The sequence below is a fragment of the Corynebacterium kroppenstedtii genome (genome assembly GCF_016894245.1).
Taxonomy (GTDB): domain Bacteria; phylum Actinomycetota; class Actinomycetes; order Mycobacteriales; family Mycobacteriaceae; genus Corynebacterium.
The window spans coordinates 1,783,748-1,798,597 of sequence record NZ_CP069792.1; the positions used below are offsets into that span (position 1 = coordinate 1,783,748).

11 protein-coding genes are annotated in these 14,850 nt (G+C 57.2%); all 11 read left to right on the forward strand.

Annotated features, from left to right (window positions below; translation table 11 throughout):
- The first annotated feature begins 132 nt into the window (after positions 1–132).
- The 11 genes from I6J23_RS07710 to I6J23_RS07760 all read left to right on the forward strand — a co-directional run bounded on the left by I6J23_RS07710 (position 133) and on the right by I6J23_RS07760 (position 14,796).
- On the forward strand, positions 133–471 hold the full coding sequence (locus I6J23_RS07710) for a P-II family nitrogen regulator (protein WP_204581555.1): 339 nt from the start codon (positions 133–135) through the stop codon (positions 469–471).
- Positions 472–510: 39 nt separating this feature from the next.
- A complete protein-coding gene (locus I6J23_RS07715; RefSeq protein WP_239455050.1) occupies positions 511–2,733 on the forward strand; it encodes a [protein-PII] uridylyltransferase in 2,223 nt (740 codons plus the stop codon).
- 287 nt (positions 2,734–3,020) lie between these two features.
- Entirely contained in the window at positions 3,021–5,468 is a 2,448-nt protein-coding gene (locus tag I6J23_RS07720; protein ID WP_204581557.1) for an acyltransferase family protein, read from the forward strand.
- Between the two features lie 181 nt (positions 5,469–5,649).
- Positions 5,650–7,266 (forward strand): signal recognition particle protein, encoded by a 1,617-nt coding sequence (ffh, locus tag I6J23_RS07725; RefSeq protein WP_204581558.1) that lies wholly within the window; start codon positions 5,650–5,652, stop codon positions 7,264–7,266.
- Between the two features lie 271 nt (positions 7,267–7,537).
- Positions 7,538–8,011 carry a 30S ribosomal protein S16 gene (gene rpsP / locus I6J23_RS07730; RefSeq protein ID WP_204581559.1) on the forward strand — a complete coding sequence of 158 codons (474 nt, stop codon included), beginning with the start codon at positions 7,538–7,540 and terminating at the stop codon, positions 8,009–8,011.
- A gap of 127 nt (positions 8,012–8,138) precedes the next feature.
- Positions 8,139–8,411 carry a KH domain-containing protein gene (locus tag I6J23_RS07735; RefSeq protein ID WP_052292482.1) on the forward strand — a complete coding sequence of 91 codons (273 nt, stop codon included), beginning with the start codon at positions 8,139–8,141 and terminating at the stop codon, positions 8,409–8,411.
- Between the two features lie 40 nt (positions 8,412–8,451).
- Positions 8,452–9,114: a ribosome maturation factor RimM gene (locus I6J23_RS07740; RefSeq protein WP_204581560.1), complete on the forward strand. Its 663-nt coding sequence runs from the start codon at positions 8,452–8,454 to the stop codon at positions 9,112–9,114.
- A 39-nt stretch (positions 9,115–9,153) separates the two neighbouring features.
- A complete protein-coding gene (trmD, locus tag I6J23_RS07745) occupies positions 9,154–10,095 on the forward strand; it encodes a tRNA (guanosine(37)-N1)-methyltransferase TrmD (protein WP_239455051.1) in 942 nt (313 codons plus the stop codon).
- Positions 10,034–12,475 (forward strand): Tex family protein, encoded by a 2,442-nt coding sequence (locus I6J23_RS07750; RefSeq protein WP_204581562.1) that lies wholly within the window; start codon positions 10,034–10,036, stop codon positions 12,473–12,475. The genes trmD and I6J23_RS07750 overlap by 62 nt, the downstream gene beginning before the upstream one ends.
- Before the next feature lie 344 nt (positions 12,476–12,819).
- A complete protein-coding gene (rplS, locus tag I6J23_RS07755) occupies positions 12,820–13,161 on the forward strand; it encodes a 50S ribosomal protein L19 (protein WP_204581563.1) in 342 nt (113 codons plus the stop codon).
- Between the two features lie 570 nt (positions 13,162–13,731).
- Positions 13,732–14,796 carry an esterase/lipase family protein gene (locus I6J23_RS07760; protein ID WP_052722242.1) on the forward strand — a complete coding sequence of 355 codons (1,065 nt, stop codon included), beginning with the start codon at positions 13,732–13,734 and terminating at the stop codon, positions 14,794–14,796.
- Positions 14,797–14,850: the final 54 nt, after the last annotated feature.

Sequence of the window (14,850 nt, forward strand, 5' to 3'; positions counted from 1 at the left end):
ATGGGCACGAGACACAGCCCACTAACGCATAGATATACAGTCGGGTCTTTAGTGAGTGACCACGTTAAGACCGAGCTATAGGAATGATCCCGAGCTACAGAGAGACCGAGCAAAGATAAGGAGGAGATGATCGTGAAGCTTGTCACCGCTATTGTGAAGCCCTTTACGCTCACTGATATTAAGGAGTCCTTGGAAAATATCGGCGTGCGTGGCATGACGGTTACTGAGGTCCAAGGATTTGGGCAGCAAAAAGGGCATACCGAGGTTTATCGTGGGGCTGAATATGCAGTTGACTTCGTCTCAAAGATAAAGATTGAAGTTGTTGTGTCGGATGATTTGTATTCCGACGTCATTGAATCAATTATTTCCGCATCCCGTACCGGGAAGATCGGTGACGGGAAGATTTGGGTAACACCGGTCGATGATGTCGCGCGAGTCCGGACGGCGGAACGCGGTGAGGACGCTGTATAACAAGTGGGCGTAACAAGTAGAGGACAGCGATTGGCCGGGGTGCGGCACGAGCCAACTGCGCCTTCAGGGCAGTTGAATGGGAATAATTCAGACGGCCTTCCGTCGTCGCCGGCGTCGGTTCGGGAGGCAGTCACGGGTGCCTATGAAGAACTGCTCAGTCAGTGCGACTTACCCGATGGTTTCGCGCTGTGCGGAACGGGATCTTTTGCCCGTCGCGAAATGACTCATTATTCCGATCTCGATGTGACGCTGCTGCACGCGGACGGCATCAAATCGGATGTGGTGGCCTCGGTCGCCGAATCGGTGTGGTACCCGTTGTGGGATCGCAACATTCCGCTCGATCATTCCGTGCGGACAGTGTCGGGAATGATCTCGACGGCATCGGCGGACATGACCGCCGCGCTATCGTTGGTGGACCTTCGCTTCGTCACCGGTGACGAAGAACTCGCCAGCTCGGCGAGGGCGAAAATCATGGCGGATTGGCGGACCTCCATCCCTCAACGCTTTGACTCTTTGGTTGCTTCAGCAGCATCTCGATGGCACCGCTCGGGATCGGTTGTCGCGATGACCCGCCCAGATCTCAAGCACGGTCGTGGCGGGCTTCGTGACGCCCAGCTGTTGCGTGCGCTAGCTCTCGCGCAGGTTGCTAATGCCACTGTGTCTGAGACGGACTATCAGCTGTTATTAGACGTACGCACACTTTTGCATGATTCCGTGCGTCGTGCCCGCGACATCCTCGATCCCGAGTTTGCAGCCGATATCGCCGTCGCCATGGGGCGCGGGGACCGATATGCGTTATCCGAAGAGGTTGCCGCCGCGGCACGAAACATTGACGCCGCATTGACGATCGGTTTTTCGACGGCACGCGCGGCTCTACCGTCACGCACGGCCCTTCGTCGCCCCATCCGGCGTCCTCTCGACGAAGGTGTGGTGGATCATGGAGGACAGATCGCTTTAGCTCGCTCGGCGAAGATGGACGATCCCGGTCTCCCTCTGCGCGTAGCGGCCACCGCCACGAGAACAGGCCTCCCCGTCGGTGAAGCCGTCTGGACGCGGCTAGAGTCCTGCCCTCCGTTGCCCGAGCCCTGGCCGTCATCGTCACTCTCTGATTTTTGCGCGATTCTTGCTGGTGGAGATCGAACAAACGACGTCGTCGAAGCCATGGATCGACACAATCTCTGGGAACCAATCGTGCCTGGGTGGCGCCGGATTCGTGGAGTCATGCCGCGGGAACGAACCCACGTGTTGACTTTGGATAAGCACGCGCTCGCGGTGGTGAAGCAAGCCGCAGAAAACACGATCCATGTTCCCCGCCCCGATCTTCTTCTGCTTGCTGCTTTGTACCATGACCTGGGCAAGCGAACGGGGGATGAGGATAATCCCGAGGACCATAGCGCGGTCGGTGCACGGATGGTCAAAAATGCTGCTCAACGTATGGGCCTCAATCCCGCCGATACGCGCGTGCTGGAATTGTTGGTTGCCCACCATACGGATCTGATGCGGCTCGCTGTGAACCAGGATCCCAATGATCCGGAGACCGCGCATGAGCTGGTCGCTTGCGTTGATAGCAGCCCATTGGTTCTTGACCTTCTCGAGGTGCTCACCGCATGTGATGCCCAGGGGACTGGTCCCACCGTGTGGACCCCGCGAGCTGCTGCTTCTGTCCGACGCGTAGCCCGCGTGGCTCGTTCGCAGATGCGCATCGCACCCGTGCAACACCCAGATTTCGCGGCTGACGTCGTTGACCTGAAAGAGACGTCTTCGCCGGTAGAAATACAGGATGACAAGCACTTTTGGCGCTTGATCCTTGACGACGACGACCCCTCCGCGCTCCAGCGTGTTATCAACCTGATGCTTGACCGCAAATGGCACATCTTGCAAGCCCGCATCATGTGTGACGAGCCTACCGACAAGGGATTGACCCAAACCGTCGCGATGTTTGCTCTGCACCCAGTACATGAGGGTAAGCCCGATAACTCCGTTCTCCAATCGCTCTATGCGCAGCAAAAATCTCGACAAACGCGTCTTCCCTTCACCAAAGACGATGCCGAACTGGTGTGGAATGGCGACATTCTCGAGGTCCGCGCCCGGGACCGTTTAGGTGTTTTAGCTGCTGTAATTGGGGCTCTTCCGGAGCTTCGTTGGGCAACGGTCTCGACGTTTGCCGATACGGTCGTTGATCAGTTTGGTGTGAAGCCGGGGCTTACTCGTAAAGAGAAGGACGCTGCGGTAATGCGGATTAGGCACGCTCTTGGTGACTAAAGTATTGGAGCCTTGGGTGCGTGTCCGCGGTAATAAGGGCCTTTGACACTAAGCCCGATAGAAGTCGTTATCAGTAAGTACCGTGCAACCGGGTCGGGGTCCTCATACGCTCGAGGGCTTGTTGCGGTTTTAGTGTCGTTGCTGGTGCTAGTCAGGTACCTTATGTACCTAAAATAATTAGCTTTAGTGATGGACACGCGATAGGTGTCACGCTTTGTCAGCATTTCTCCAGTAAACTTTTATTTCCGCTATGCTTTGTGTGGAGATTTTCCAGAAAGGTGGTTTTTGTGGCACACCACCGTCGTGATAGCCGACAGCCGAGGCGTGAGGCCCGTGTCACATGGTCGCCCTCTGATGGTCGTCATGATTCCCGTACTAACCAGAACTCGGAGAGGGCTTCGGCGACCCACAATCGTCACGACCGTGACCAGCAAACACGACCTCCCCACAATGCACAGTCCCGCTATGCCGGGGGAACAGATTATCCCCAGCGATACACCCGGGGACGCTTAGACCGCCACGGACGCCGCTTACCCAGTGACAATTTTTATTCCATACGGGCAGGAGCACTAGCAGAGGCCCGCAGACGCCGTCCCGAAGCAGATTTCCTCAAACGAGAATCATCGTCTGTCACCCGAGACTCATCGGCGGATCGCGGTGCGGGTGCCACTCGCCAGACTCATCACGACGGCCTCGACAGGGCTTCCACCTCGGCCGGTCATCGTGTCCGGCCAGCGTCGCAGGCACCTGAACGGTCCCGCACATCGCGCTCACGCCAGGGCACCCGCCGTCGCACGAAAGCCCAGCCCACTCGAGTGTCGCCTACCCTTCCCGGTGGGCGGATCTTGGGATTGGATGGTCTCCGCGCTATCGCGATTCTCTCGGTCCTCCTCTTCCACCTTGATCCCGATCTGCTGCCCGGCGGGTTCATGGGTGTCGACGTCTTCTTCGTCGTCTCGGGGTTCTTGATTACCACGCTGTTGATCCGCGAACGCCACAAAACGGGTCACTCGAATTTGGCGAATTTCTGGATTCGACGAGCGCGTAGGCTTATCCCGGCCCTAGTTAGCCTCATTATCATCGTCGTCCCATTGACCTGGCTGTGTACGCGATGGGCCGAACAAGCCCAAGATTTGTTGGTGCGCATTGCGCCTCAGATAGTCGGGGTCTTGACCTTCTCGTACAACTGGGTTGAGATTGCCGCCGGGTCGTCCTATTTCACCCGCAACGTTCCCCAGCTGTTCATGAATTTCTGGTCACTGGCAGTGGAAGAACAGTTTTACTTGTTGTGGCCCTGGGTATTCGTCTGGATAGCTCGACGACAGTTCGTCCGGCGTCGGGTGTCTTTCTCCCTGCTTATCGTCGCTGCGGCGTCTGCCGTCGGCATGGCAGTTCTCTTTAGCCCGGATTCGTCGACGCGCGTGTATTACGGAACGGACACTCACCTCTTCGGGCTCATGATCGGCGCCGCCCTAGCCTTCGAGGCCTCGCGCTCCGACGGCGGTTTCATCACAACCCGGTTCTGGTCCGCGGTGGGGCCGGTCCTCGGCTGGCTCTCCTGCGCCGGATTAATCGTTCTCATGATCATCATTGGCGACGGCTCAGCCGAAGCTTTCCACGGCGGCATTGCCGTGGCAAATGTCCTGACCGCGATCATGATCGCCAGCTTCCTGGTGAAACGTGGTGGCTTAGTCCAGCTGATGTCATCCCGCCCCGCGTCGTGGCTCGGCGATCGGTCCTACGCGGTCTATCTTTGGCACTGGCCGCTGATCATCCTCGCACAAATCGTCATCCCGACACCTGACAATAGTGCAGCATCGTGGGCAGTGCGGTTGGGCGCTGTCGTCGTTACGTTCATCGTGTGTGAGATTTCCCTGCGGTATCTGGAAACTCCTATCAGGCGCTTAGGGTTCCGTGGCGCGTGGGCCGCCTTTTGTGGGCTCTTCGTTTCACGTCCGGATACTCAGCTCGGTCACGGTCGTCGGATGTCGGCACGTCGGAGTTCCACAACAGCACGGCGTGTTCGGTTAACTCCGACCGCTGTGGCAACTCTAATTGTTCCCGTCGCGCTGGCGGCATGCACGGTATCTGTTGCCGCGACCGCGCCAGATAAAACACTCGTCGAACAGAAAATCACCGAAAATGAACACCTCGTCAATACTGGCGACGGCACGTCTGCGGGAGGTGGCGCTGGCGCGACGGGCGGGCAGGGGACAGACCGCTCGGACACGGTGGACTACACTCCGCCGGAGGGCAAGGACACGACCATGTTCGGTGATTCCATGCTTGTCACGACGGCCCCTGAGATCGTCAAAGACTATCCCGGCGTGGATATTGTTGCTCAGTCTGAGCGTGCGTGGGAGCAAGCTATTCCGATCATGCAAGATATGGAGCGCCAAGGGAAGATCCGTCGTGCCGTCGTTATTGCGCTGGGGACAAACTGGGGTGTCCGCGATCCTCAAGCTGTTGAGCAAGAAATCGATGAGATTCAGCGTGGGCGGACCGTCGTTCTGGTCAATACATACGGCGCTGGCTGGGAACCACAAGTAACGGACGAGTACCAAAAGATAGCAGCGAAATATCCGAATGTGACTGTGGCGGACTGGTCCGATGTGGCAGAAAAACACACCGGTGACTTGCAGTCTGATGGCATTCACCCGGACTACGGGGCGATGCCGATTTTCGTTGCTTGCATTAAACAGGCTTTTGCCACGCTTGCCCATAATAAGAAATAGGGCCTAGTCCTTGGTGGGTCGCACCGATTTGTGCTCATCCGATACGAGCGGGCTCAGTACTGCAAGCCTTGAGCTTGTATGCTAGGGGAGTTCATGAACCATCATCGGTGGACACCGGATTGCGTGGCAGGCGCGCTCGACGCCCACTGATATTGACCGACAACCCAACAGGGGAGAATCTGTGTTTGAGTCACTGTCTGACCGATTGACCGGAGCGCTCAAAGGTTTGCGCGGTAAAGGCCGGCTGACTGAATCAGATATTAATGCCACGGCGCGTGAAATTCGCTTAGCTTTACTGGAAGCAGATGTGTCGCTTCCCGTTGTCCGCGCCTTCATTAAGAACATCAAGGCACGTGCTACGGGTGCTGAGGTATCAGAGGCTCTTAACCCTGCTCAACAGGTTGTCAAGATCGTCAACGAAGAGCTCATCGGCATTTTGGGCGGTGAGACCCGGCGCCTTCAGTTAGCCAAGAATCCCCCGACGGTGATCATGCTCGCCGGTCTGCAGGGTGCAGGTAAAACTACGCTGGCTGGGAAATTAGCTCACCACTTGAAGAAGCAGGGGCACACGCCGATGTTGGTGGCCTGTGACCTCCAGCGCCCGGGGGCTGTCCAGCAGCTGGAAATCGTCGGTCAACGTGCGGACGTCCCAACTTTCGCGCCAGATCCTGGTACCCGGACGGACACCGTCGAGCATGAGATGGGCCAGTCACACGGTGACCCTGTGGGTGTTGCGACCGCGGGTATTGAGGAAGCGCAGCGCACCAAACATGACGTGGTCATCATCGATACGGCCGGCCGGCTCGGTATTGATGAAGTCCTTATGCAGCAGGCGCGAGACATACGTGATGCCACGAACCCCGACGAAGTCCTCTTCGTGATCGACTCGATGATCGGTCAGGACGCGGTTCATACTGCCGACGCGTTCCGGGAAGGCGTTGATTTCACCGGCGTTGTCCTTACCAAGCTCGATGGCGATGCTCGAGGCGGTGCGGCCCTCTCCATCCGTGAGGTGACAGGGAAGCCGATTCTCTACGTCTCCACGGGTGAAAAGCTCGACGACTTCGACGTCTTCCACCCGGACCGGATGGCCAACCGGATCCTGGGCATGGGCGATGTCCTAACGCTCATCGAACAGGCTGAACAGAAGATTAATCAGCAAGAAGCTGAGCGTTCGGCGTCGAAAATGTTTTCTGGGGAACTCACCCTGGATGACTTCCTTGAGCAGATGCTGATGGTGCGTCGCATGGGACCGATGGGCGCCATTTTGAAGATGCTTCCGGGCGGCTCCGAGATGTCCAAAATGGCCGATATGGTCGACGAAAAGCAGCTCGACCGCATCCAGGCCATTATTCGCGGTATGACTCCCGCTGAGCGTAATGATCCGAAAATATTGAATGCGTCGCGACGCCGTCGTATTGCTGCTGGCTCGGGTGTGACCGTTCAGGATGTTAATCAGCTGGTTGAGCGCTTCTTCGAGGCGAAGAAGATGATGAGCAAAATGACCAGCCGTTTCGGCATGGGCGGGGGGAGCGCAACAAAGAAGCAGAAGAAAGGCCGCAAGGGCAAGAAGGGGAAGAAGGGCAAGAACAAGAATAAGAACCGTGCTGCGGCGCAGCGTGGTGGCGGGATGCCGAACATGGATCAGCTGCAGCAGCTCCAGCAGCAGATGGGTATGGGCGGTGGAATGCCCGGTATGCCTGGGATGGGGCAGCAGAACCTGCCCAAGGGAATGGAAAATATCGACCTCAACAACCTCGACTTCGGGCAAGGCTCTCAGGGCCGACGGAAGAAGTAGCGCTGATAAGTCACGCCGATGAGTAACGCAGATAAGTAACGCTGTGCGGTGTTTCGGCAATTCGGGTGTGATCTGCTAGCATTCGGAAAGTTGTCTGTTTCGGTGTACTCGTCCGCGAGTAGTGCCGATGGGACAGCGCGTAGCGTTCCTGCGTAACACCGTCCTCGGCCACGGCCGACCGGTGGTCACGCGCAGGTTAAATCCAAGGGCTGAACCGGCTCCCTCTCGGTAGGGAGTGTCTGCACTGCCCGGTGACCACAGAAAGAAGAATATGGCTGTCAAAATTAAGTTGCAGCGGCTCGGTAAAATCCGTACCCCGCACTACCGTGTCATCGTTGCCGATTCCCGCACCCGCCGTTCGGGTCGCGCTATCGAAAACCTGGGCATCTACGAGCCGAAGGCAGATCCTTCAGTGATCCGCATCGATTCGGAGCGCGTCCAGTACTGGTTGGGCGTTGGCGCTCAGCCGACCGAACCCGTGCTCGCTCTGCTCAAGGTGACGGGTGACTGGCAGAAGTTCAAGGGCCTCCCCGGTGCTGAGGGCACCCTGAAGGCTCAGCCTGAGAAGAAGTCCAAGCTGGACCTCTTCAACGAGGCTCTTGCTGAGGCCAACAACGGCCCGACTCTGGAGGCCATCACTGAAAAGCGTAAGGCTGCGAAGAAGGCTGCTGAGGAAGCTGCAGCTAAAGAAGCCGAAGCTGAGGAAGCTGCTGAAGAGAAGGCTGAGGAAGAATCAGCTGAGTAGTTTCACGTTATGTGAGGCTGAGCCTCACCACGTGTAGCGTGTGCTTATCCGGTGTGCAGAGTGATTCTGCGCACCGGTTTTTGTTTCGCACCAGTTCCCTAGGGGCGTAGGAACTATAGTGGCAGCTATGACGAATGCATCTCCCTCCGATCTCCGCCGCACCACATCAGAGGTGACGTCGTCGGAAGAAAAAATTGTTCTCCACCTTGTTCGGGGCATTGTTCCTCACCCCGACGATGTGACAGTACGGACGACCTATCGGGGGCGGCAGCACGTTCTTATTGTTTACGTCCACCCCGACGATCGCGCCATGGTGATCGGACGCAAAGGGCGCCACGCCGAGGCACTGCGCACTATTCTGCGCAGCCTCGATCGCGATACTCGGATAGAGATTCGTTGACGTATTCGCTCCGCGGCCATGATTTTGTGATAATGACGTCGTGACCAAGCATGATAATTCCGCGGACGATCCCAATTACGTACAGATCGGTCGCGTCGTCAAGCCACATGGGGTCCGGGGAGAATTCGTCGTCGAACCAACCACTGATGACCCCGAGGGGCGCTTCGCGGTGGGAAGCATCGTCAAGGCTATGCCTGTAGGTGGGCGCCAGCGTCGGAATGGCGGATCTCAGGAGCCTTTTACTTTGACCGTGGCGTCGATTCGGGGGCACCAAGACAGAATCATCATGAAGGCTGAGGAAGTTGCGGATCGGAATGCCGCGGAGTCTTTGCGCGGAGTGCGTTTCGTTGCAGAGCCGGTTATCGACCACTCCGACGACGAGTTTTATGACTTCGAGTTGGAAGGGCTTCACGTCCTCACTGTGGGTCCAGTGAGTGCGGAGGAAGCGCACGCGCGAGCCTATGAGGGGGCTCAACCAGAGCCTGAGGATGTCGGAATTGTCAAGAATGTGTTGCGCGGCCCTGCCCAGCGCTTGCTGGAAGTGGAGATCGAGTCCGACGGTGCAGACGCTGGCGACGCAGCGTCCGAGAGTGCGCCGCGGACGGTCCTCATTCCATTTGTCCAGGCGATTGTACCGATCGTCGATATCGACAATGAGGCCATTGTTGTGACCCCGCCCGAGGGATTGTTGGACCTACCGTAGGAGGACAGGATGGATAAGGAAACGACCGTGCCTCACCACCTGCGGCTTGATGTCATCACCATCTTTCCCGCCTATATGGAACCCTTGCGGCACGCCCTGCTCGGTAAAGCAATCGAGCAGGGAATCATTAGCGTCGGTGTTCACGACCTGCGGCAGTGGGCCTCGGGTGTTCACAAGTCCGTCGACGATTCACCCTATGGTGGCGGCCCGGGCATGGTGATGAAGCCCGACGTGTGGGGAAACGCGCTTGACGACGTCGCCCAGGGGACTGGTCCCGCCGCTGAGTCCGCGGACCTTGTCACAGCCGAGGCTCACCGGCGCCAACCCAGGCACGACGACCTCCATCATTCATCTGACGGCATCAGTGGTTCGTCGGGGCAGGTCGTCGAGAGTGATCGCTCTGGCCACGCTGGCCACTCGGGGCACGCCTCGTCAACGCCGGTACTCGTCGTACCAACCCCGACAGGTACTCCATTTACCCAGGAGCTCGCGCATGAGCTAGCGCAGGAAGACCACCTCGTTTTCGCCTGTGGTCGATATGAGGGGATCGACCAGCGCGTTTTTGAAGAAGCCAGCAGCCATTATCGGGTTCAGGAAGTGTCGATCGGCGACTACGTTTTGGTCGGCGGTGAAGTTGCTGTGTTAGTGATGGCTGAAGCGATCGTTCGTCTAATCCCGGGGGTCCTTGGTAATCGGCGCAGTCATGAGGAGGATTCGTTCTCTGAGGGGTTGTTGGAGGGGCCTAGGTACACGAAGCCGCGGTCATGGCGTGGTCGCGACGTTCCCGATATTTTGCTGTCGGGTGATCACGCGAAGGTCGATCAGTGGAATCGCGAGCGCGCCTTGGAAATCACGGCCCAACGTCGGCCAGATTTGATTGAGCGCTGCCGGGCTGCGGGGCTTCTGAACCATGCTGACGATGAGTGGCTGGAGCACAACGGCTACCATCGGTCGGGTGATTATTCAGACCCTCGCTCATGAATTAGGTGTAACTGAACAACAAGTCCGCACGACTGTTGACTTATTGGACCAAGGTAATACGGTTCCCTTTATTGCTCGCTACCGCAAGGAAATGACCGGCGGTCTCGATGACGCCCAGCTTCGTACCCTGTCGGAGCGTTTGACCTATCTGCGGGAGCTTGAGGATCGCAAGCACACGATTCTCGAAGCGATTGATAATCAGGGCAAGCTGACCGATGAGTTGCGTGATCTCATTCAACAGTGCGACACGAAGGCTCGCTTAGAGGATCTGTATCTGCCGTATAAAAAGCGCCGCAGGACGAAGGCAGATAAGGCACGTGAAGCTGGTCTTGAGCCACTGCTTGACTCTCTACTTGACGACGCCACCCTGGAGCCGGAATCGGCCGCGCAAACCTATACAACCGAGGGGTTTGAAGATGCGAAAGCGGCGCTGGAGGGTGCTCGCGCTATTTTCGTCGACCGCTTAGCAACGAACGCCGATCTCGTCGGCCATATTCGCGATAGAGTGTGGGATTCTGGTGCCCTCGAGGCTCACGTTGTGGAGGGCAAAGAACAGGAGGGGGCCACTTATCGGGATTATTTCGACTTCGCAGAGCAGCTCTCGGATGTGCCGTCGCACCGGGTGTTAGCCCTGTTGCGTGGTGAGCGTGAGGGGATCATCTCCCTGTCGGTCGATCCAGGCGACGATGATCCCTATATTGGCCTTATTACCGACGATGCGGACTTGGGGAGCACTATTGACAGTGATGGCCCCGCGGCAGACTGGATTGAGAAAGCGATCAAGTGGGGTTGGAGAACGAAACTGAGCGTTTCCGCGAGCTTGGATGCCCGGATGCGGGCGAAAGAAAAAGCGGAAGCAACGGCGGTAGAGGTCTTTGCGAAGAATCTTCACGACGTCTTACTTGCTGCTCCGGCGGGCCAGAAGGTGACGATCGGCCTCGACCCCGGTTACCGCAATGGCGTGAAAGTGGCGGTCGTTGATGACACGGGGAAAGTATTGGATACGACGATCGTGTACCCCCATCAGCCACAGAACAGGTGCTCGGCGGCTATCGAAGAATTGGCGACGATGTGCGCACGCCACCACGTTGCCTTGATGGCTATCGGCAACGGAACAGCTAGTCGCGAGACAGAAAAACTCTCTCGCGAGGCGGCGGCCAAAGTGAAAGAGCTGGGGGGCGACGCTCCGACTCCAGTGGTGGTGTCAGAGTCGGGAGCCTCCGTGTATTCGGCGTCGGAACTGGCGAGTAAAGAGTGCCCTGATCTCGATGTTTCGTTGCGTGGGGCGGTGTCGATTGCTCGCCGTTTGCAAGACCCTTTGGCCGAGTTGGTCAAGGTTGACCCAAAATCGATTGGTGTTGGGCAGTACCAGCATGACGTCAACCAGTCATCCCTGACCGATGCTCTCAACGCTGTGGTGGAAGACGCGGTTAATGCGGTGGGGGTTGATTTGAACACCGCGTCGGCTCCGCTGCTGACCCGTGTGGCGGGTGTGACGCCGACCATCGCCGAGAACATTGTGGCGTACCGGGAGGACAATGGTGCTTTCGATTCGCGCACAACGTTGACAAAGGTTCCGCGCCTGGGGCCGAAAGCATTTGAACAGTGTGCTGGTTTCTTGCGTATCCGTGGGGGTTCGCAGCCCCTCGACGCGTCGGCAGTACACCCTGAGTCGTATGGTGTTGTCTCGATCATTGCGGATGCGACTGGTTTAGATGTGGACCACTTGATGGGCAATTCTCGAGTACTCAGTGGGCTCGACCCCGCTCAGTTTGCCCAAGGGACTGTCGGGATTCCGACGGTAACCGATATCATCGCTGAGCTCGATAAACCGGGTCGCGATCCGCGTCCGGAGTTCCGGACCGCAACGTTCAAAGAGGGCATAGAAAAGGTTTCTGATTTAACTCCGGGAATGGTGCTTGAAGGGACGGTCACGAATGTTGCCGCCTTCGGAGCCTTTGTCGATATCGGAGTCCATCAGGACGGGCTCGTCCATGTGTCGGCGATGAGTGATCGTTTTGTGTCGGATCCGCACGATGTTGTGAAGTCAGGCCAGGTGGTTCGCGTCAAAGTTATGGACGTTGATACAGACCGGCAGCGGATTGGGTTGTCTCTGCGGTTGAACGACGAGCCGGGAGAGAAACGTCAGCGCTCTAGCACTGGGGGCTCTAGCTCTCGGGGTCAACGTCGACAAGGCGATGATCGCGAGGACCGCCGAGATCGTCGCGGTCACTCGTCTCATCGACGTGCCCAGGGTTCGCGTAAGTCCTACCAGGGTGGCCGCAAGGCTCATCAGGGTGGTCGGCGACGAGCGGGTACCCGACGTGAGCAGGGTGGCTCCATGGCTGATGCCCTTCGTCGCGCCGGGTTTGGCAAGTGACGGGCGGCAATGAGGTGACCATTGCTGATTAACGGGAAGTATAGGCCGAGATCCGGTGCTCAAGCTTCGGTAGACACACCGATTACGTCGGTTGAGTTGAAGAAAATACTGCTGTAGTGCAATAATTTCGGGGTTGTCTGTTTCGCCGAGTGCAAGCGAAAGTCATCGTTGTAATAAAAGCCATCGTCGTAACAATCGACGTTGGTCCTGGGATGCTGCACGGCACTATCCCATAGCACTCTGCGTAACTCGACAGTGAAATATGTACTGGGTACGAACCGGCCGAGCGCCCTCCAGGGAAGTGCCGCTAGGTTCCTCTGCTCCGACTACGAAGGATCGTATTCATGAACATTCTTGACAAGGTTGATGCTGCATCATTGCGCGACGATATTCCGGAGTTCCGCTCCGGCGATACCGTTGATGTCCACGTGAAGGTCATCGAGGGGCAGAAGTCACGTATTCAGGTGTTCCGCGGCGTTGTTATCCGTCGCCAAGGCTCCAGTATCCGTGAGACCTTCACCGTCCGCAAGGTGTCGTTCGGCATCGGTGTGGAGCGTACTTTCCCGGTTCACACACCGAATATCGACCACATCGAGGTTTTGACCCGCGGTGACGTTCGCCGGGCCAAGCTGTACTACCTGCGTAACCTGCGTGGTAAGGCAGCCAAGATTAAGGAACGTCGTTAATCGGCTGTCCGTCGTTGACCACCTCGGTGGTGTGACAATGAAGACCAATGTGAGTGCTCAGGCACATCGCATTGGTCTTTTTTGATGCCAATTGTGTCGTATGGCCCGTTACTCATTGTGCGGTTGGCCTGAAAGGGGTCGGGTGTAGGTCAGTGTAGGGGAGGTAGAGGCGGTGATTGACCCATCAATCCCCGGGCCTGACATAACGATGCTCACGAATATGTGGGCGTAAAAAACGTCGTTTACGTAGAAACCATCGGCGTAAAGCGGGGAACCTCACCTTAAACAGGGGTGATTTTCGTAGGATGAGCCTTTTTCTACGGTTGCGTAGGTAGTTTGAATGTTGGTTCTTCAGTTTCCCCTCTCGTATGGCTGTGAGCTACTACCGCAGTGCTGCCCGCGAAACCGGTATGACAACCGGTGACGTTCCCAAAGCGTTGCAGTCGTGTTCCTGTCATCGAGAACTGTTGAAACTTTCTTATTACTGGATCGAATACACGTTGCACTCAGTCGCAGTGAATAAACTCTGATCACGTCGAGTCGAGTGCAAGGTTGTGCGAAAGGCTCATAATGCTCTCATCGCTTCACTCGTCGACGAAGAAAGTGGCCGCGTGTGTCCTTGCTGCCGCTACTGCTATCGCCGGAATGACAGGTGTGGTCGGCACCAACCCACAGGCTTCAGCTAAACCCATAACGACACAGGTTGATGTTCCTGCGGCGACGAATGTCTCATGGGCTGAAACCGTCGGCCACGGACCAAAAGAGGATAGCTTTGTTCAGGCGACATTGCTGGGCATGGCGAATCCGGCTTTGGCTCCTCAAGGTGCAAATGTGGAATGTACTCCTCGCCCCGGTGAAAATCCCATTGTTTTGCTTCACGGTTTGAACTCGAATTTCTATTCGACATATGCACGGATGGCTCCGGAACTCGCAGCTGCAGGGTTCTGTGTCTATGGATTCAATTACGGTGACCCGCGGCCGATGACGGCAGATAACGCGACGGCACCCGGGTTGATCCCTGGCCTGAATGGCCTTAACCCGATGGCGGATAGCGTGGATGAAGTTACCGCCAAGATTGATGCGATTCGTGAGAACCTAGGGGGTAGCGATGTTGACATCATCGGGTACTCCGAGGGTGGCTCGATGGCTGCCGCGTACACCAAGCGTAAAGAGGGTAAGGGCGTCGGTAAGGTCATCACCCTCGGTGGTGTTCTCAAAGGCACCACGCTGGTCGGAGTGAACCACCTCTATCAGGAGTTGGACGCTGCTGGATTGCCGATCAGCACTGTCGTTGGTGCGCTGGGTGGCCCGGCGTCGAATGACCTCTTAACTGGATCAGATTTCATGACTCATGAGATGAGCGACGTTGAGGTTCCTGGGGTCAAGTACGTATCCATTTCGTCTCATGCTGATTTGGTTGTCACGCCGACAAGTCATGCGCAGTTTACGACGGCTGCCGAATCGGGCAAAGACGTTGATGTCAGCAACATTGTGACGCAAGACGGATGCAATAAGGATTATGGCGATCACCTTTCGTACACGACTAATCCGCGTGTTATTGCTTATGCGATGAACGCGTTGGGCCGGGATGTCGCAGTTCCGTGTGTTCCCGCCGTTTTGTTCGCGACGTCATAGGCGGTGGACTCGGCAAAGTTGTTGCCCCACTGCGATCCGCCATCGCAGTGGAGA

Bases quoted from the DNA above. Each gene is read 5' to 3' on its own strand.
- rpsP (WP_204581559.1), top strand. From the start codon at position 7,538: ATGGCTGTCAAAATTAAGTTGCAGCGGCTCGGTAAAATCCGTACCCCG.
- I6J23_RS07735 (WP_052292482.1), top strand. From the start codon at position 8,139: ATGACGAATGCATCTCCCTCCGATCTCCGCCGCACCACATCAGAGGTG.
- I6J23_RS07750 (WP_204581562.1), top strand. From the start codon at position 10,034: ATGAGTGGCTGGAGCACAACGGCTACCATCGGTCGGGTGATTATTCAG.
- rplS (WP_204581563.1), top strand. From the start codon at position 12,820: ATGAACATTCTTGACAAGGTTGATGCTGCATCATTGCGCGACGATATT.
- I6J23_RS07760 (WP_052722242.1), top strand. From the start codon at position 13,732: ATGCTCTCATCGCTTCACTCGTCGACGAAGAAAGTGGCCGCGTGTGTC.